13 protein-coding genes are annotated in these 19,002 nt (G+C 45.8%); 10 read left to right on the top strand and 3 right to left on the bottom strand.

The window, feature by feature from the left end:
- Positions 1–347: 347 nt before the first annotated feature.
- Complete coding sequence (locus tag DXA57_RS07125; protein ID WP_117766039.1) at positions 348–1,448, bottom strand: LacI family DNA-binding transcriptional regulator; 1,101 nt, start codon at positions 1,446–1,448, stop codon at positions 348–350.
- A 356-nt stretch (positions 1,449–1,804) separates the two neighbouring features.
- On the opposite strand from DXA57_RS07125, the gene DXA57_RS07130 reads away from it, so the two are divergent.
- The 6 genes from DXA57_RS07130 to DXA57_RS07155 all read left to right on the top strand — a co-directional run bounded on the left by DXA57_RS07130 (position 1,805) and on the right by DXA57_RS07155 (position 9,569).
- Entirely contained in the window at positions 1,805–2,737 is a 933-nt protein-coding gene (locus tag DXA57_RS07130; protein WP_117766041.1) for an ABC transporter permease, read from the top strand.
- An 11-nt stretch (positions 2,738–2,748) separates the two neighbouring features.
- On the top strand, positions 2,749–3,642 hold the full coding sequence (locus DXA57_RS07135; RefSeq protein WP_117766044.1) for a carbohydrate ABC transporter permease: 894 nt from the start codon (positions 2,749–2,751) through the stop codon (positions 3,640–3,642).
- A gap of 48 nt (positions 3,643–3,690) precedes the next feature.
- Entirely contained in the window at positions 3,691–5,274 is a 1,584-nt protein-coding gene (locus DXA57_RS07140; protein WP_117766046.1) for an extracellular solute-binding protein, read from the top strand.
- Between the two features lie 33 nt (positions 5,275–5,307).
- The gene (locus DXA57_RS07145; protein ID WP_117766048.1) at positions 5,308–6,735 is read left to right on the top strand and encodes a glycoside hydrolase family 32 protein; all 1,428 of its coding nucleotides are present in this window, start codon (positions 5,308–5,310) and stop codon (positions 6,733–6,735) included.
- Positions 6,736–6,791: 56 nt separating this feature from the next.
- Entirely contained in the window at positions 6,792–7,886 is a 1,095-nt protein-coding gene (locus DXA57_RS07150) for a glycoside hydrolase family 172 protein (protein WP_117766050.1), read from the top strand.
- A 75-nt stretch (positions 7,887–7,961) separates the two neighbouring features.
- On the top strand, positions 7,962–9,569 hold the full coding sequence (locus tag DXA57_RS07155; RefSeq protein WP_117766052.1) for a glycoside hydrolase family 32 protein: 1,608 nt from the start codon (positions 7,962–7,964) through the stop codon (positions 9,567–9,569).
- A gap of 71 nt (positions 9,570–9,640) precedes the next feature.
- On the opposite strand, the gene DXA57_RS07160 is transcribed toward DXA57_RS07155, so the two are convergent.
- Together DXA57_RS07160 and DXA57_RS07165 are read right to left on the bottom strand one after the other, a co-directional pair.
- On the bottom strand, positions 9,641–10,417 hold the full coding sequence (locus DXA57_RS07160) for a DUF6062 family protein (protein ID WP_117766054.1): 777 nt from the start codon (positions 10,415–10,417) through the stop codon (positions 9,641–9,643).
- A 450-nt stretch (positions 10,418–10,867) separates the two neighbouring features.
- Positions 10,868–13,525, bottom strand: coding sequence for an InlB B-repeat-containing protein (locus DXA57_RS07165; RefSeq protein WP_117766056.1), 2,658 nt, complete (start codon positions 13,523–13,525; stop codon positions 10,868–10,870).
- Positions 13,526–13,842: 317 nt separating this feature from the next.
- Here DXA57_RS07165 and DXA57_RS07170 point away from each other — a divergent pair, with 317 nt between their 5' ends.
- The 4 genes from DXA57_RS07170 (at position 13,843) to DXA57_RS07185 (ending at position 18,743) form a co-directional block, all read left to right on the top strand.
- Positions 13,843–15,417 (top strand): AAA family ATPase, encoded by a 1,575-nt coding sequence (locus DXA57_RS07170; RefSeq protein WP_117766058.1) that lies wholly within the window; start codon positions 13,843–13,845, stop codon positions 15,415–15,417.
- Positions 15,418–15,426: 9 nt separating this feature from the next.
- On the top strand, positions 15,427–16,557 hold the full coding sequence (locus DXA57_RS07175) for an alkaline phosphatase family protein (RefSeq protein WP_117766060.1): 1,131 nt from the start codon (positions 15,427–15,429) through the stop codon (positions 16,555–16,557).
- 48 nt (positions 16,558–16,605) lie between these two features.
- Positions 16,606–18,039, top strand: a complete 1,434-nt coding sequence (locus tag DXA57_RS07180; protein ID WP_117766062.1) for an aminotransferase class I/II-fold pyridoxal phosphate-dependent enzyme — start codon at positions 16,606–16,608, stop codon at positions 18,037–18,039.
- Between the two features lie 95 nt (positions 18,040–18,134).
- Positions 18,135–18,743 (top strand): guanylate kinase, encoded by a 609-nt coding sequence (locus DXA57_RS07185; protein ID WP_117766064.1) that lies wholly within the window; start codon positions 18,135–18,137, stop codon positions 18,741–18,743.
- Positions 18,744–19,002 lie beyond the last annotated feature (259 nt).

Here is a 19,002-nt window from a genome sequence, read left to right on the forward strand (position 1 = left end):
TGTACGGGAATAGTAACTGTTCAGGACGTTCAAAACAACAGGCCACAGACCCGCGCATTGCATGCGCTCTCGCTGCATTCGCAGCTTTTGTCTGAGGCTAATGGGTCTACATTCCATTTCGGTTCGCGCTAAACGAGTCCCACTGGGACTCAGCGCCGTTCCACCCATTCCGAAATAAAAATTCATCCTATTGCAAACAAGTTTGCATAGTCTGATTTTTCATTTCGCTGATGTTCTGAACTGTTACCGGGAATAAATAATAAGGAGCGGTATCACAGAAAAATCTGCGGTACCGCTCCTTTTTTGAATGCAGATAAGCATTCCCCCGCTTCAAGTGCGCGGAGCACTCAGCGGCGGAGCGTAGAATCACGCTCGATCGCTGAAGACTGTAAACGGATATTCCGATAGGGCTGTTTCGGTTCTTCCAGACGGGACAGGATCAGAGAAGTTGCCTCCCAGGCAAGATCTGAACTGTGCGGGTCAATAGTGGTAATGCCGGGCTGATTCGTGGATGCGATGGGGCAATTGTCAAAACCGGTGATCAGGATATCTCTCGGGCAGTGGATATTCAGAGATGCAAGGACCCGCATCAGCTGACACGCCAGGGAATCATTGGCACAGACGAAAAGCTCCGGAAGAGAATCCATCCGTTTCAGCTGTGTCAGAAGCCAGCGGTCATCCCAGTAGAGGTCATCATTTGCAATGATACTGCAGGTTTCATCATACTCCAGACCACAGGAAAGAATGGCAGCGCGGAAACCAAGCCAGCGTTCGAAAAAACTCAGACAGTGAAGGGAGGAGCCGAAAAAACCTATTTTCTGCAGATGATATTTTTGGATCAGGTTTTTGATAAGACCGGTCAGGTGAAACTGGCTTTCAGCAGTCAGGACATCAGCAGGGAGGCTGTCTTCCAAAATACCGGCGTAGGCGTCAAAAAACAGAATGGGCTTTCCGAGGGAGCAGAGCATTTGGGAATAGGATTTATCCAGAAGTTCAATGCAGAAGATGGAAGCTGTCTGTTCCAAATGGAAGGTAGGAGGAAGCAGAAGAGACTGAAATTCTGCTTCCTGGATGAAATACATGGATATGGAGTAATTTTTCCTGCTCAGTTCCTGTCCCAGAACCGAGAGAAGATTGAAGCCGATATGTTGCTTGTCAATTCCCTTGGAGAAAAAGACAGCAATCTGTGACTGTTGGGAAGGGGCTGATTCTTCCTTCGGAGCATCTGTGGACTGGGCAGTGAAGGCTTCTTCCAGATCCAGGTTTTCTGTCAGAACCGGTTGGATCAGGGAATAACATTTATAATTTAATTCCGCAGCCTTATGGAGGACCCGTTCCCGAGTCTGGGGAGAGACAGATCCGCTGTTATTCAGAACTTTTGAAACGGTTGTACGGGAAAGATTCAAAGCATCGGCAATGTCCTGAACCAATATTTTTGCTTTTGCCATAACGATTATCCTTTTGAAAAGTAAATTTGAGATAACTGTGAAGAGAACGAACAGTTACCATTTGGGTTCCTGTAAATATTGTAGCATGGAAAATGTAAAAAAGCAAGAATACAAAAGTTTACAAATGTAAATATAATAAAGCTGAAAAACAAAAAAGAAGAGAAAAAATACTAAAAATAACAAACAAAAATTATACAAACAAACAAAATACACAAAAGTATATTGACAAGATGAAGAAAAATAGTATTATGAATTTAACAAACAGCAACTTGTGAATGAACAAATGTAGCTATCCAGAGGCCGTCGTGAGGGTACTGGACAGTTACAGGCAAGTGAAAAGAGAAAGGAAGAGGGATATGAGGAAAAAAGAGAAAACGGGTTCAGTATCTGCTTATATGAACCAGTTTGGTAAGTATTTCCGAAAAAACTGGCAGCTGTATATCATTTTCTTATTGCCGGGACTTTTACTGACACTGATTTTTAAATACCTTCCAATGCTTGGAATCATCATTGCTTTTGAGGAATACAGTCCGTTTCTGGGCTACTTTGACAGTAAATGGATCGGGGCTTACAACTTTAAAAGGTTGTTTTCATCTACGGAGTTTTTAAGGCTTCTGGTCAATACGCTGAAACTGAGCGGCTACAATCTTCTGTGGAGCTTTTTCCCGCCGATCATTCTTGCTCTGCTTCTGAACCGGGTGAGAAGTGCAAAGATCAAGAGAAATGCACAATTGGTTTTTTATCTTCCGTATTTTATTTCAACCATCGTACTTGCCGGTATGATCCGCCTGTTTTTTTCTCCGGTGGGACCGATCAATGCAATCTTTGGAACAAGTATTGATTTCATGTCTGAATCCGAATGGTTCAGAAGCCTGTATATAGGAAGTGGAATCTGGCAGACGATCGGCTGGTCTTCCATTATTTATACTTCAACGCTTGCCGGGGTCAGTCAGGATCTGATCGAAGCAGCAAAGATCGACGGAGCGACGATCATTCAGCAGATCAGAAATGTAGAACTGCCGGCATTGAAGCCTGTTATTGTGATCCAGTTTATTTTATCCGCAGGAAATATCATGAGTATCGGTTTTGAAAAAGTATATGCAATGCAGACAGATCTGAACAAGATCACGAGTGATATCATTCCTACCTATGTATACCGTCTTGGTCTTGAGATGGGAGATTACGGATATTCCACTGCGGTAGGTCTGTTCAACTCCATTGTCAACCTGATTCTTTTGGTGGCAGTAAACTATGTTGTCTCCAAACTGAATGAGGGTGAAGGATTATAGGAGGAGCCGTAATGAATAACAAAAAGAAAAGTACGATTACACAAGATAAAGTTGTTACATGGGGCGGAAATCTGCTCCTGATCCTGCTGACGGTTCTGATTATTGTACCGGTTGCTTACATTCTGCTCTGTTCGATCATGAATCCGTCTGTGCGGAACAGCGTTGGCGTTTCCTTGAATTTGAAGAACTGGACGCTGGAAGGCTATCGAAGAGTTTTTCAGGATCCGAATATATGGAGAGGCTTCCGGAATTCCTTTTTCTATTCCATCGTTTTTACGGTTATTTCGGTGACGGTGACTCTGCTGACGGCATATCCCATGTCACGGAATGACTTCATGGGAAAGAAGTTTTTCAATGCGATCTTCGTATTCACCATGTTTTTCGGCGGTGGTCTGATGCCAACGTACCTGCTGATGGATCAGCTGGGATTAGTTAATACGGTATGGGCAATTCTTCTGCCAGGAGCACTGAATGTCTGGAATATGATCCTTGCCCGTTCTTATTATAAGACGGTGCCCATTGAACTTTACGAGGCAGCTTCCATGGACGGTTCCACAGAAGTGCAGTATTTCTTTAAGATCCTGATTCCGGTATGTAAACCGATCATTGCAGTTTTGTGCCTGTATCAGTTCGTGGCTATGTGGAATTCTTACTTTGATGCAATGATTTATCTGGATGATCAGAACCTGCAGCCCTTGCAGTTGGTTCTCCGCTCTATCCTGGTCCAGAACCAGATCAATCCGAACCTGGTGGCCAATATGGAAAAACTGGCAGAAACGGCGAAACTTGCAGATCTTCTGAAATATTCCACTATCGTAATATCCAGCGTTCCGCTGATCGTACTGTATCCGTTCTTTGCAAAATCTTTTGAAAAAGGTGTTATGATCGGTTCAGTAAAAGGTTGAAAGATCTGTGCATAGTGCACTTATCTCATATAAAAGGAGGAAAAAGTTATGGCAAACAAAAAAATGACCGCTCTGTGTATGGCAGCAATGCTGGCAGCCAGCCTGGGATCCGTTGCATCCGCAAGTGAATCCGGCATTACCTTCCCGCTGGAAGAAAGTTACAGCTTTTCTATCATGACAAGAGCCGAGAATGATTCCGAGCAGGATTTCAGCAAGAAAGCACTGGTTCAGAGAATGGAAGCAGCTACCAATGTGCAGGTAGATTATCAGACCATCCCGTCTGATCAGTTTGATGAGAAATACAAACTGGCCCTGTCCAAGAAAGGCATGCCGGATGTCATTACAAAAATGTATATCAAACCTTACGACATTCTCAGTTATGCAAGCAAAGGAGTCTTTATTCCCATCGAGGACTACATTGAAGAGGATATGCCGAACCTGAAAGCAGTTCTGGAGAAGAGACCGGAGGTAAAAGCCGCTATTACTTCTGCGGACGGACATATTTATACTCTTCCGTTCATCAATGAATCTTCCACGGACCCGAAGGAGAGCAACAACGTAGTCGGAGCAATCCCCTACATCAACAAGAGCTGGCTGGACGAACTGGGACTGGAAATGCCGACCACTACCGATGAACTGAAAACAGTTCTTGAGGCTTTCAAGGAGAACATTACCGTAGAAATCGGAGAAGTGGTTCCCATGTCCTTCCGTATCAACCAGGTAAACCAGGATCCGGGCATTACCTTAGGCTCTTTTGGCTGCGGCGATGATATGGATCATTATATGGTAAGCAATGACAAAGAGGTTTATTACACTCTGGTACAGGATGATGTGAGAGAAGGACTGGAATGGCTCCATGAGCTGTACAGCGAAGGACTGGTAGATCCGGAAATCTTCTCTCAGGATGGAGCAAGCTATTCTGCAAAGGTTGCTTCCGGAAGAGTTGGTCTTTTCTATGACTGGTCAATCGGAATGGCAGGAGATTATACGGACGATTATGAGCCGCTTCCGCCTCTGGCAGGACCGGATGGAACGGTGAATGTTCCGAGACAGAACTACTACAGTTTTGATATGGGTGTAACAGCTGTAACTGCAGCCTGCGAAAAACCGGAAATCGCACTGGCATATCTGGATCAGTATTATGAACCGTCCATGTCTATCCAGAACTGCTTTGGTACTTACGATGATGAAAATTATGCCAACGTATTTACTATGGAAGACGGCATGCTGAAATGGACCGAGGAAGGACAGGACAGCAAAGTCAGAAATGACCAGAACCTCTATGATGTATTTGCAATTCTTGCTGACTACTATGGCGTTTATGTTGACAAGATGGTAGATTCTGATGCTGCGCGTCACGAGATGGTAAAAAACATCTACTCTCCGGCAATCACCAGTGATTACAACTATCCGGCAGCCTTTATGGACCAGGAGGAGATCACAAGAATCGCAGAGATCGAGACAGACCTCAAAAACTATGCAGAGCAGACGAAAGCAGGTATCGTGAAAGATGGTATCACAGATGAAGACTGGAACGCTTATCTTGAAAAAATGGATTCCATGGGACTTTCTGAACTTCTGGAACTGAAACAGAAAGGTTTCGATATGTTCTATGAACTCACCAATAAATAATAACTGACAGCATGTGACAGCAGGGAGGGCCGAATGAACTTATTTTATACACCTGAATATGCGAAAACCGGAGATGTGATTCCGTTTTACAATCAGAAGACGAAAAGATTCGAAAACTATTATCTGAAAAACTGGAATCCGGATGCACCGAAAGACAAGATCGTCTATGGCTGGCATCAGATCATAACGGAAGACAACCGGATTTACAAAGAAACCCCGACAAACATTCAGGGTGGAACCGGGTCTGTGATCGAAGTGGACGGTGTTTACCATATGTTCTACTGTACCTTCGATCAGAACCCGCCGGCCCAGTGGGCAAGACATGCGATAAGCAAAGATCTTGAACACTGGGAGGACATCCCGGAAGATAAATTTGGACCGGACGGAGAAATTTACCGGATGTCTGACTGGAGAGATCCTCATGTATTCTGGAATGAGGAGGAAAAGAAATGGTGGATGATCCTGGCAGCCAGGGAAAATGCGGCAACAGAACGGAACGGCTGTGTGGCACTGTGCGTATCGGACGATCTCTCCCACTGGGAGTACAGAAAGCCCCTTTACGCATCCAGAAGCAATCCGGCAGCCAATGAGTGCCCGGACTTTTTCAAAATGGGCGACTGGTATTATCTGGTGTTTTCCAATTATACAGATGGTTTCTGTACCTATTACCGGATGAGCAGGTCTCCGAAGGGCCCATGGATACGCCCGGAGCGGGATACGTTTGACGGAAGAGCTTTTTATGCAGCAAAAACGGGATCTGATGGAACTCACCGTTATGTATACGGCTGGAACCCTAGCAGAGGTGAAAACGGTTGGAACTTTGATCCCGAGAAAGATTTCGGAAAAGATTACTGCACCTGGAACTGGGGAGGCTCTATTGTCGTTCATCAGCTGGTGCAGCATGAGGACGGAACGCTGGGCGTATGCCCCGTGGAAAGTGTGGCGAATGCATTCCATCACAGTAAGAAAACAGAGATCAGAGGTCTGAGCGGCAATTGGGAACACCGGGCAGACGGAACTCTCTGCAGCTCTGAAGATGGATTTGCTGCCGCACTTGGAAGCGTGATTCCGGCGCAGTGCTGTATCAAAGCAAAACTTCGTTATGAGGGAACACCTACAAGGTTCGGACTGGCCCTCCAGGTAGATGAAGCCTTTGATTTTGGCTATTATCTGATGTTTGAACCGCAATTTAACAGGATTCAGTATCGCTCCGGACTGCGGATGTACGAACAGGGTGGGCAGATGTTCCCCTATGCAGTGGAGATGGAGAGAGCACTGAAGCTGGAAGCGGGAAAAGAATATGAAATTGCCTTATATATTCAGGATACCATAGGTGTGCTTTATATAAATAATGATGTGGCCTTTGGTTTCCGGATGTATAACTGGAAAAACCGTCATCTGGGATTTTTTGTCTCCGATGGAACAATGGAAGTAAAAGATGCTGCTGTTTTAACTGAATAAAAAAGATAAGAGGCTGTCGCAAAATGCAACAGCCTCTTTGAGAATAAGGAGTTTCGATGTTTGATTTAAACCATTTATCAATATTGAAAAAAGGACAAAGCAGAAGTATTAACTGGGAAAACCGTAAGGGAGAAAAGGGAATGGGAGGCCGAGCCGCAAGTGATCTTGGAACTGCCAGAAAAGGTTCTCCTTGTATTCCGGAAATCAAATCGGGAGAGACGGTAACACTGGCAGAAATGGACGGTCCGGGAACCATCAATCATATCTGGATCACAGTGACAGACCGGACGAGTGAGCGCAACAGATATGTTTTAAGAGATCTGGTTTTGCGGATGTACTGGGATGGAGAGGAAGAGCCTTCAGTGGAAAGTCCGTTGGGAGATTTTTTCTGTTGCGGTTTTGGTGTGTCGTATTGCGTGAATTCTCTTCCTGTAGCTGTTAATCCCACGAGAGGTTTTAATTCCTATTTTCCAATGCCTTTCCGAAAAAAAGCTAAAATCACCATTGAAAATCAGTGCGATGAGACGATCCCGGCATTCTTTTACCAGATTGATTATTGTCTGACGGATGAACTTCCGGAAAACACCGGATATTTTCATGCTCAGTGGAGAAGGCAGAGAATAACAGAAAAAGGTCAGGATTATGTAATACTGGATCACGTAAAAGGCAGGGGACAGTATGTTGGGACATATATGGCACTGACTGCGCTGGAACGCTACTGGTACGGAGAAGGGGAAGTGAAGTTCTATCTGGATGGGGATGAAGAGTATCCAACCATCTGCGGAACCGGAACAGAAGACTATTTTGGCGGAGCCTGGAGTTTTGCCACTCAGAAGGACGGAAAAACCGTGGAAAATACGTTCTGTACGCCTTTTTTAGGCTATCCGTATTATTCACATCATGATACGTTCCTGCACCATGATTTTCATAATGACGATCAGCTGCCTCAGAGAAGCTTTTATCGGTGGCACATTATGGATCCGATCCTGTTCGAAAAAGATATCCGGGTAACGATTCAGCAGATCGGTGTGTATTATGGCGGACTTTTTGAACGGGAAGACGATGTGGCTTCTGTTGCTTACTGGTATCAGGAAGAACCTCATCAGCCATATGGAAAACTGATGGATAGGAAAGACAGATGGCCGCGGTGAAATAAGGAAAAGACAGGATCTGGAATCCATGGCTTGACAGATGGCAGACCCTCAAAAGAATGAAAGGTTAATAGAATGGAAAAAGTACTTACGATATCAAAAGATTATCTTCTTGTACCGATAAAGAAGGAAGCAGAAAAAAGGTTGCTGACTTTCTGGTGCGGAACAGAAAAAATTTATGAATTTGAGATTTCCTGTGTAGATACGGAGGAAACTTATCCGGAAGATTTCTGTGCAGTTTTGCCAGTGAAAAAATGGAAGGGTCAAAAGATCCGGATCGAAGGTGATGTTTGTGAAAGTCTTCTGTCTGCTGTGCGGGAAAAGGAGTCTGCTGTGCGGGAAAACAGCGGATATATCCATTTCGTGCCGGAAACAGGCTGGATCAATGATCCAAATGGGCTGATTTATAGTGAAGGAAAATATCACCTGTATTTTCAGCACAATCCGGTTGATGTAAACTGGGGAAATATGAGCTGGGGGCATGCGGAGAGTACAGATCTCCTTCATTGGGTGCAGAAAGAGGATGTGATGTTTCCGGATGAAAACGGAACGATGTTTTCCGGTTGTGCGATCCTGAATGAGAGAGGTCTTCTGGGACTTCCAAAGGATACACCGGTATTCTTTTATACCGTAGCAGGAAATGCTTCTGAATGGAGCAAAGGGAAAAAATTTGTACAGCGGATTGCTTACAGTACGGATCAGGGAGAAACACTGACGAAGGTAGAAGAGAATGTGTTGGAACACATAGAAGCAGATAACCGGGATCCCAAAGTTTACTGGCATGAGGAAAAGCAACTTTACTATATGGTGCTGTATCTAGATAAAAATGATTATGCGATCTTTAATTCCAGCGATCTGAAAAATTGGGTCATGACACAGAAACTTACCATTCCAGGAGCCTGGGAATGCCCGGATTTCCGGGAGATTCCGGTAGAAGGCGGTGGAAAGAAATGGATCTTCTGGTCCGCAGACGGCTACTATTTCCTGGGTGATTTTGATGGTTCCCATTTTGTAACGGATGGCGTCAGACAGGAAGCTTACCATTGTATGCTGCCTTATGCCGGACAGACCTTTGCCGGGACAGACCGGGTGATCATGATTCCCTGGATGCGTACCAACAACCAGGGTAAAAATTTCAGGGGAATGATGGGAATTCCCAGAGAGCTGACTCTGGTAAAAACGGAAGAAGGTTATCTGCTCAGACAGAAACTCGTTCAGGAGCTGGAAGAACAGAAAGTAAAAAAACTGGAAGCAGTTTTGGATTCGAAGTCAGACAAGTGTGTTGATTATACACAGAAAGAACCTGCGGCAGTGGAAATTGTTGTAAAACTGGAAGAAGACAAGGACATGGTTGTGGATCTTTATGGAACAAAATGCCTGTATCATGAGGGTGTTTTGAAGATTGAGGGAATCGCACAGAGAACAGAAGGCGTTGCCGGAGCAGCAAGAGAATTTACAGACAAAGAAGAAATCAAAGAAGGTCAGACTTACCGGGAACTGAAGATGAATACAATTGGAAAACCGGAGAAACTTTCTCTGCTTTCAGATGGAGAGATTCTGGAAGTAACGGTAAATGACGGTCTTTTGAGTGAAGCTTATGAGACAGTGCTGGATGTAAGAAAAGGTGAGATTACTGTCCAGGCAGAAGGAAAAGCAAAAGTGGAAATTTATCAGATACAGTAAAATCAGTTTCAGTGATAATGTTGAGAACGGCATCCGCAGGAAATAAAAATCCTGTGGGTGCCGTTTTTCTGTTATTTCTGGATGTATGGCGGGTCTGCGGGGTAGCCGCTGCCGGCCTTCTGCATGGCACGCTGGACAGCGTCTTTTGCATCTTTCCAGTCGGCGTCTTTGAACTGGTAGTCGAATTTCTTCTGGAACCATTCCACATCACCGGTGATCCGTTCAAGATTCTGGATCATCTGCGGGAAGAGGATCTCCCGAAGCCGGGCCTGGTCTTTTTCGTTCAAGTAGCGTTCTGCACCGGAGAGCAGGTCTCCGAAATGGGGCAGACAGAAGCCCTTGCCATTTTTCAGAAGCTCCATGAATTCATCTTCATTCCGTTTGAAGAGCTCAAAGAAGGTGGCAAGATAACGCTCGTAGGTGGTCTCGATCTGCTCACAGATATAGCAGCTCTTGTTCTGCATCCGGATCCAGGTGCTGACGTTATTTGTTTTCGCTTCCGGATCGGGAGCGGATTTTTTCAGGCGACCAAGAAGAGAAGGCTTCTCACCGGTGGTGTAATGATCCATTTGTTCCTTAAGGTCTTTTGTGAGCTTTTTCAGGTGCGTTTCCAGGATCAGGGCGCTGCCCAGGCGGTTGCCATAGAGAAACATTTTCTGGTAATGATCCTTGCAGAAGCCTGCTTTATCGGTCTGGAAGCGGATATCGTCCTCCATATAGGAAGCACCGGATCCCAGGGTGAAATCGATGGCGTGCTGCTCCAGGGAGCGTTGGATGAAGCAGAAGGGGCACTCGTCCTTTTCACGGAAAGCGTCCATGAGAGGGATGGTGTAAAGCTGTTCTTTCATATTTGTAAACCTCCAGGTCTGATAGATAGGATTCTGAAGAAATTATAACACAGAGAAGGGAGCCGGGGCAAATAAAGGTGAATAGACAAAAATAAAACAATAGATTGCATAGTCAAAAAGTGCATGTTATACTGATTTTACGGAAAGTCAGAATACCAGAAGGCGGCCTGCCCTCTTCGGAGGGATAACCCTCCAGACGAGAGAAAGGAGGGATACTTTGGGAGAAAAAAATAGCCGCCCACTACTGCAATAGTGAACGGCTGATAAATAAAACAGCTTTTTAAACTATTAAGGGTAGGCCGTGTGTTTCTGGCTTTCCCTTCTTTAGATTCACTATAGCACATCTGGCAGCTGGCAGCAAGTAAAAATTTGTAATTGTGGACAGTTACTATAAAATAAATCAGGGCGCCGCCCGGCCATTTCTGACCGGGAGCGCCCTGGTGTACTGAGTTACTGGACAATTGTGGCAAAGGAAAGTTTTAAATACTGGCCTTTCTTTAAGGTAATCGTGGTGGTTCCTGTGAAACTCTCAATGTCATAATCCGCATTGGGTTTGGAACTGTTATAAATGTAATAGAATCCTGTATCAGAAACCCCACTGGATTTCAGCGTATAAGTTCCGGCCGGAATATGGAAACCGACTTTGAACATGCCTTCTTTTTTGGTGGAGGCAAGCTTTTTGCTCTGGCTGATGGGAACGGCAGTGAGTCCTTTGTAGCTGACAGAAGTTCCTCTGCTGAAGGTAATAATCGCACTGTCACCATAGGTATCTTGATCGTAGAAACTCTTGGTTTTGCCATTCTTGTAGATTACGATTTCTGTAGAATAGGAATGGGTGGGTTTCATGTAATACTCTCCTGCGGGGATATCCACGCCAACTACATATTTCCTGGTCAGGCCAGGTGCTTTGTAAGTAGTCGCTTTGGAAGGAGTTGTAGTTGAGGTGTTCTTTTTCCACCATGCGTAGAAGGTCTTGTTGCCAGTGGTGCCTTTCTTGATCTGAGTTACCTTTTTAAACTTGGAAGCACTGGTGCTCCAGCCTCTGAAGGTGTAGCCGGTACGCTTCGGTGTGGGAAGCTTGAAGGTCTTGGTGATCATCTGGTAGGTTTTCTTATACTTACCGGATAATTTGCCCTTCTGTGTCTTGTACGTGATCTTGTAGGTAGTGTATTTCCAGTGAGCGTACAGAGTGAGGTTGGACTTTCTGGTAAATTTGGTCTTTGCGGTTACTTTGGTGCCTTTTGTCTTGGCGGTATACCAGCCAAGGAAGGTGTAGCCTTTTCGTGAGGTCTTGGGAAGAGCCCCGTAAACCTGCCCGGTTTTCAGCTTCTTGGTGGAAGCAACTTTCTTTCCGCCGTTGGCATGGAAGGAAACCTTGTAGGTGGTGCCGGTGGACGGAGTCGGGGTGAGTGTTGGTGTAGTGGAAGTCTTTTCCCATTGAGCGATTGCCCAGAAGCCACTGAATTTATTACCGGCGAAAGTAGAACGAACATGATAACTGCTGGTAGAAATGGTGGTCTTCCAATGGAAAATATCGCTTGAAGTCAGTAGAGAGTCACTGCCCTCCAGACGCCAGCCTTTGAAGGTGTAGCCTGTGCGTATCGGAATTTGGAGAGGGTAAAAGGTATCTCCATCTGAGAGCGTCAATGTTCCCGTATAAATGTTGGCGCCCGGCATATCGGACGGATCAGCAAATCCAATGTGGAACAGCTGTTGTCCAGACTGGACCTGGATCTTGGAACTCTGAACCTGATCAAGGGCAAAATAATCCGTGTAATCTCCGCTCAGTTTAAAACAGTAACCGGAAGCCAGGGTGGAAAGGATATCCAGGCTGGAGCTGTCTGTGCGCAAATGGATCTTCGCTTTTTCGGTGGAATCTGCAGGATAGAAAGTACCACCAGAAATCTTCAGAGGAGATACAGAAGCCGTGGAAGAAGCGACACAATAAAGAGCACCGGTAAAAGTACCTCCCTTAATGGCGAGGGTGGAGTTTTCATCCATGGAAACAGAAGTGCTTCCGGTTGATTTGAAGGTGCCGTTTTCTATAGTTACAGTATTACGTCCGGTTTTATAGCTTGCAATACTCAGAGCCTTATTATCCGTAGAAGAAAAAGTACCGTTTTTTATCAGAACGGTGCTGTCACCTGTTCCGGAAAGGTCAAGACCGTTTTTAAAATTACCACTGGAAATGGTGATCGATTTGTTATTTTCTGTGGTATCTCCCTTGCCGAACCACACAGGATTGCTGAAGGAGGCCTTATCGATGGAAAGTTTGTCATTATGGTAGATTAACACAGAACCGTTAAAGGATCCGCCGCGGATCGTGATTTCAGAGAGTCCGGCTACATCCAGGGCTGCACCAGCTTCTACTTTTCCAAATTTTGAATCGGTGGTATTGCCGTTGAAAGTACCGCCATTGATCGTAAGAAACGTCTGGCGGTTTCCATGTTGAGCCTCAAAGCCACTGGATATATCATCCGTATATCCGTCCGTCATGTAACTGTTATAAACATAAACAGAACCAATGGCAACAGCTGCATCAATGGTGCCGCCATTTACGGTAGTATTGGAACCGTAGCCAATGGAAATTCCATGGCCCTTTGAAGTTTTGATGGTACCGCCATTCATGGTAAAATTGGATACGTGAACAGCACCGCCCTCATTGTAAAGAATTTTATCAGTGGCATCAATGGTACCGCCATTCATAATAACATTGCCTTTACCAGCTTTAAAAGAATTACTGTTTTCGCCGATAAAGTGAACTGTGCCGCCGTTAATAATCAGAGTTCCACCATCCTCGGAATCATATCCCAACCAGATACTGTCGATGGTTCCGGATTCCAGAGTGATAGTAGAACCTCCGTGAATCTGCAGTTCACCGATGGAACCGGTTCCAATTGAGTCTTTAATAGTGACCGTATTTGACGGAAAATCATAAGCATTAATGGTACTGAAGGTCCGACCTTTAAGGTCATAAACATAACCGTCCGCTGCAGCAGAACGAATCGCAAACCCTTCTCCGAAGATCAGCGCGGAGAGGGCGAAGAAGCATACCAGCAAAAATGCCGGAAGATGCTTACAAAGTGTGAATTTCTTTGCATTTTTCATAACTGATTTCCCCTTTCTTTTTTGTGTGAAATTTAAAAATATTTTCTCTTTTTTTCAGATCCCTTCCTTCTTTTTGCTAAAACATCAGTTCATAGTCTGCAGAAGAAACTACTGTTTTTAGTTTATAATGAATTTTATAAAGTAACAACTAAAAAATAGGGAAAAATGTAACTATTCAGAGCCCGGCAGATTTTCAGCAAAAAGTGTGAGTATGCTTGCATGAACGAACATTTTTGACTGGAAATCTAACTGGTTGCGCAGGGTGGAAAATCGGGTTATACTCATAAGAAATGATGGAGACAAAAGGAGGGGCTGTGATGGGAAATTATCTGAATCCGGGGAATGAAAAGTTTCGGCGGATGATCCAGTCGGAAATTTATGTGGATAAGACAGAGTTGATCCGGTATACCAATTCTGTGGTAAATACGTTGCAGGAATATGTCTGTGTGAGCCGGCCGAGACGTTTTGGAAAATCTATGGCGGCAAATATGCTGGCTGCCTATTACAGCAGAGGCTGCGATTCTGAAGAACTGTTTCAGCCCTATAAAATTGCAAAGGAGAGCAGTTTCAGAGAACATTTGAACCGATATAATACGATTTTTCTGAATATGCAGGAATTTCTGAGCAGGAGCAGCCATGTGGGCGAGCTGATCGAACGGGTGAAAAAGCTGGTTCTCAGGGAGTTGAAAGCGGAGTATCCGGACGTGGATTATTTTGATGACACGGATCTGATCGAATCCATGCAGGATGTCTATGCCAGCCATAAATGTCCTTTTGTCATTATCATCGATGAGTGGGACTGTATTTTCCGGGAATATAAGGACGACCGGGAAGCACAGGAAATTTATCTGGATTTTCTGAGGGATCTTCTGAAGGATAAGGCCTGCATTTATCTGACTTATATGACAGGGATTCTTCCTATCAAGAAATATGGGACACATTCAGCCCTGAACATGTTTGATGAGTTTTCCATGATTGATCCGGGACCTCTGGCTTCCTATGTGGGCTTTACGGAAGAAGAGGTTCAGAAGCTCTGCCAGGAATATGAGATGGATGCAGAAGAAGTGAAAAACTGGTATGATGGATATTCTTTTGGAAAAGGGCTGTCTGTTTACAGCCCCCGGTCAGTAGTAAGCTGTATGCGCCTTGGAAAGATTGGAAATTACTGGAATCAGACAGAAACCTTTGAAGCCCTTCAGATTTATATTGATATGAATTTTGACGGGCTGAAAGACGATGTGCTGAGTCTTCTGGCGGGAGAAAAGATCCCGGTAAATATCGGAAGCTTTACAAACGACATGACGACTTTCCGGACGGAAGATGATGTGTTTACACTGTTGATTCATTTGGGATATCTTTCTTACGACAGTGAGGATAAGACGGTTAAAATTCCCAATGGAGAAGTCCGTGCAGAGTATGTAAATACGATTTCTGTTTCGGACTGGGGACCGGTCTCAGAGGCGCTGAAGCATTCCGCAGATACCTTGCAGGCAATCTGGAAAGGACGGGAGGATCTGGTGGCGGAAGCTATGCGTCAGGCACACTTTGAAACGTCTCATATTCAGTATAATGATGAAAATGCATTGAGTTATACGATTTCTCTGGCTTTGTATGCGGCAAGAAATTTTTACCATATTTATCGGGAACTGCCAGGGGGGAAAGGTTTTGCAGATCTTGTCTTTGTGCCCAGGAAAAATTTTCCGGATAAACCGGCGCTTCTTGTGGAATTAAAATGGGATAAGACGGCGAGGGGCGCTTTGGAACAGATCAAGGAAAGGGAATATTGTCGGAGTCTGGAAGAATATCAGGGAAATCTTCTGCTGGTGGGTATCAATTATGATGTGAAAACCAAAGAACATAGCTGTCTGATTGAAAAGTTTTTGAAAAAATAGGAGAAAAATATGAAAAAGATAAAATACCCGGATTACATGAACAGCACGGTGAGCCTGGCCAATTCTATTCTGAAATATTTCGGGGCACAGGTGCATCATGAGACACTGGCGCTTCTCGACAGGGAATTGGCGGAGCGGGAGTATGAAAATGTGGTTTTGCTCCTGCTGGATGGCATGGGAAAATGTATCATAGACGGAAATCTGGAGCCGGATGGATTTTTTGCTTCTCATCTGGCAGGAACGTATTCTGCGGTATTTCCGCCGACAACGGTGGCAGCCACCACTTCCATCTGCAGCGGCCTTTATCCGGTGGAGCACTGCTGGCTTGGCTGGGATTGCTATTATCCGAAGATCGACAAGACGGTGACAGTTTTTCTGAACCGGGAAGCCGGGACAACAAAGCCGGCGGCAGATTATCCTGTGGCGAAAACCCTCTGCCCCTATCAGAGCCTTGTGGAGCAGATCAGGGAAAATAGCGGGCAGGCTTACAGCCTGATCCCTTTTGAGGAACCGTATCCAGGAACGTTTGAAGAAATCTCGGATGGAATCGAAAGACTGACAAAACGACCCGGAAAGAAATACATTTACGCTTACTGGCCGGAACCGGACGGCTGCATGCATGAGAAGGGCTGCTACAGCCCGGAGGCGAAGGAGACCTTAAGGCAGCTGGAAAAACAGGTACAGGAGCTGACGGAGAAGCTTTCCAATACACTGGTGATCGTGACGGCTGATCATGGGCATATGGATTCCCGCGGTGTGGCGATAGAGGATTATCCGAAAATAACGGACTGTCTGAAACGCGGACTGAGCCTGGAGCCGAGAGCGGTGAATTTCTTTGTGAAAGAGGAGAAAAAGCAGCAGTTTGAAGAAGAATTCCGGAAAAATTTCGGCGATACGTTTCTGCTTCTTACCAAAGAAGAAGTCCGGGAGAAACAGCTTTTCGGACCGGGAAAGGAAGGAGTGGCTTTTGATGGGATGCTAGGGGATTATCTTGCAGCGGCTGTGAGTGATCTGAGTATTTACAGCCATAAAAAAGAAGCGGATTTCTTCATCGGTGTCCATGCAGGGCTTCTGGAGGATGAGATGGTGATTCCGCTGCTTCTGATCGGATCAGGGAAGTCCCCTGCTTCCATCGCGTGAAGGTATGGAACAGTTACGATGTGTGAATAAAGGTGGAAAGGATCAGTTATGACAACGATATACGACAAACTTCTTGCTTACGGAAACAGCGATGCCTATCCGTTTCATATGCCGGGGCACAAACGGCAGATCACAGATTTCGTGAATCCGTTTCAGATCGATATTACGGAAATCGATGGTTTCGATAACCTGCATCATCCGGAAGGGATTCTGAAGGAGGCCCAGGAACGGGCGGCAGCACTCTATGGTTCCAGAAGCACGTATTTTCTGGTAAACGGAAGTACCTGCGGGATTTTAAGCGCAGTGTCGGCTCTGGTACGGTCGGGCGGAGAGATTGTTCTTGCGAGAAACTGCCATAAGGCTTCGTACCACGCCTGCTATCTGGGAGACCTGGTTATCCACAGTCTCTATCCACAGTGGGAGCCGAAATGGGGGATAAACGGCGGGATTTTGCCGGAGGATGTGGAAAAACTTCTCGCGGAATATCCGAAAACCCAGGCGGTACTTTTGACATCACCTACTTACGATGGAGCAGTGTCGGATATCAGAAGCATTGCACGTATCTGTCATGTACACAGAGTCCCACTGATCGTAGACGAGGCACATGGAGCACACCTGGGTTTTCATCCCTATTTCCCGGAAAGTGCCCTGAAGCTGGGAGCGGATGTGGTGATCCAGAGTTTTCATAAAACACTGCCCTCCCTGACACAGACAGCGGTGCTTCATGTAGGCCGGGATGCACAGGTGGACGAGGAACGGATCCGGCGGTTTCTGGGGATCTACCAGAGCAGCAGTCCGTCGTATATTTTCATGGCAGCCATGGACCGCTGCGTGGAGTTTCTGAAAAATGAGGGAAAAGAGCGGTTTGAAGCTTTTGCAGCCAGACTTGAGGATTTCCATGCGTTTGCCGGCAGACTTGAGCAAATCCGGATTCCGGGCTATGAAATCAGGGGGAGTTATGGTATATTTGATTTCGACCGCTCCAAAATCCTGCTGGTGCCCGCTGCTCATGGCGGAGACTGGATCGGCAGGAAGCTCCGGGAAAAAGACCATCTGGAGCTTGAAATGGAAGCAGGGAGCTATGGGCTGGCTCTGACTTCCGTTATGGATACGGAGGAAGGCTTTGAACGGCTGAAAAAGGCGCTGCTGCGGATCGACGGAGAGCTTGCCGGGGAAAAAGAGAAGCAGGAAACAGGCACCGGGTACGACGGAGCCGTACACAATGAGATCGTGATCTCGCTTCGGGAGGCCTATGATGGAGAAAAGGAGACTGTTCTTTTGCAGGAAAGTGAGGGGCGGATCTCCGGTGAATTTCTCTATCTCTATCCGCCGGGAATCCCGCTTCTGATGCCGGGAGAACGGATCAGCCGGGACGTGCTGGAGAGAGTGGCTTTTTTTCAGGAGGAAGGACTTTCCATTCAGGGACTCCGGGATTATACGGCGGAGTATATCGATGTGCTGCGGGAAGCCGAAGAAGGATAAAAGGAGCTTTCCGGCTATGGTTCACACCGGATAGAGAGCTGGCTGCAGCAGGAAAAAAGAAAAGGACAGGCGGCAGAAATGCCGGGCAAAGATCAATGGGAAAGATTTTTTATGTAATGGGAAAAAGTTCCTCCGGAAAAGATACGATCTTCCGGGAACTGATGAAGGAGGAAGAGCTGGATCTTCATCAGATCGTTCTTTACACCACCCGGCCCATCCGTGCAGGAGAGCGGGATGGTGTGGATTATCATTTTGTGGATGATGAAGTGCTGTACCGATTCCAGAAAGAAGAAAAGGTCATCGAGCTCCGGTGCTACAATACCGTGATGGGTGTCTGGAAATATTTTACCGTGGACGATGCACATATGAATCTGGAACACAGGGACTATCTGGCGATCGGAACCCTGGTTTCCTATGAGAAAATGAAGGCTTATTACGGGGAAGAACGGGTACTTCCCATTTATGTGGAGGTCCCGGATGATGTCCGTCTGATCCGGGCTATTGACCGGGAAAAACAGCAGGAAAAACCGGCATATGAAGAAATGTGCCGCCGTTTTCTGGCGGACAGCGAGGATTTTTCCGAGGAAAATCTGAAAAAAGCAGGGATCTGCCGGAGATTTTCCAATGCCGGGTCACTTGAGGAATGTCTGGCAGAGATCCGGAGTTTTATAAAAGAAAAGAAAGGCTTCATGAATTTTTCATAGGTATTTCGGACTCCTTATGGTATAATAAAATGATACCAGGGTCAAAAGGTCAAAAAGCCGTTCATGCTTGCATGATAAGGCTTTTGAACTTGGGACCCGCCAAACATGAGAAAGTAGCGATTTACGCAGTAAATCAGCGGATTTCGAATGTTTGTAGAATTGTGAGAGCTGCTTCGCAGCGGAACAATTCGCAGGCATCAGTTGGGGGCAAAAGACCTTTTGACCCCAACATCATAAACTATAACGTTTTACAGGAGAG

The organism is Blautia sp. OF03-15BH, from assembly GCF_003463065.1.
Classification (GTDB): Bacteria; Bacillota; Clostridia; order Lachnospirales; family Lachnospiraceae; genus Limivivens.

Bases quoted from the DNA above. Each gene is read 5' to 3' on its own strand.
- DXA57_RS07125 (WP_117766039.1), bottom strand. From the start codon at position 1,448: ATGGCAAAAGCAAAAATATTGGTTCAGGACATTGCCGATGCTTTGAAT.
- DXA57_RS07130 (WP_117766041.1), top strand. From the start codon at position 1,805: ATGAGGAAAAAAGAGAAAACGGGTTCAGTATCTGCTTATATGAACCAG.
- DXA57_RS07135 (WP_117766044.1), top strand. From the start codon at position 2,749: ATGAATAACAAAAAGAAAAGTACGATTACACAAGATAAAGTTGTTACA.
- DXA57_RS07140 (WP_117766046.1), top strand. From the start codon at position 3,691: ATGGCAAACAAAAAAATGACCGCTCTGTGTATGGCAGCAATGCTGGCA.
- DXA57_RS07145 (WP_117766048.1), top strand. From the start codon at position 5,308: ATGAACTTATTTTATACACCTGAATATGCGAAAACCGGAGATGTGATT.
- DXA57_RS07150 (WP_117766050.1), top strand. From the start codon at position 6,792: ATGTTTGATTTAAACCATTTATCAATATTGAAAAAAGGACAAAGCAGA.
- DXA57_RS07155 (WP_117766052.1), top strand. From the start codon at position 7,962: ATGGAAAAAGTACTTACGATATCAAAAGATTATCTTCTTGTACCGATA.
- DXA57_RS07160 (WP_117766054.1), bottom strand. From the start codon at position 10,417: ATGAAAGAACAGCTTTACACCATCCCTCTCATGGACGCTTTCCGTGAA.
- DXA57_RS07165 (WP_117766056.1), bottom strand. From the start codon at position 13,525: ATGAAAAATGCAAAGAAATTCACACTTTGTAAGCATCTTCCGGCATTT.
- DXA57_RS07170 (WP_117766058.1), top strand. From the start codon at position 13,843: ATGGGAAATTATCTGAATCCGGGGAATGAAAAGTTTCGGCGGATGATC.
- DXA57_RS07175 (WP_117766060.1), top strand. From the start codon at position 15,427: ATGAAAAAGATAAAATACCCGGATTACATGAACAGCACGGTGAGCCTG.
- DXA57_RS07180 (WP_117766062.1), top strand. From the start codon at position 16,606: ATGACAACGATATACGACAAACTTCTTGCTTACGGAAACAGCGATGCC.
- DXA57_RS07185 (WP_117766064.1), top strand. From the start codon at position 18,135: ATGGGAAAGATTTTTTATGTAATGGGAAAAAGTTCCTCCGGAAAAGAT.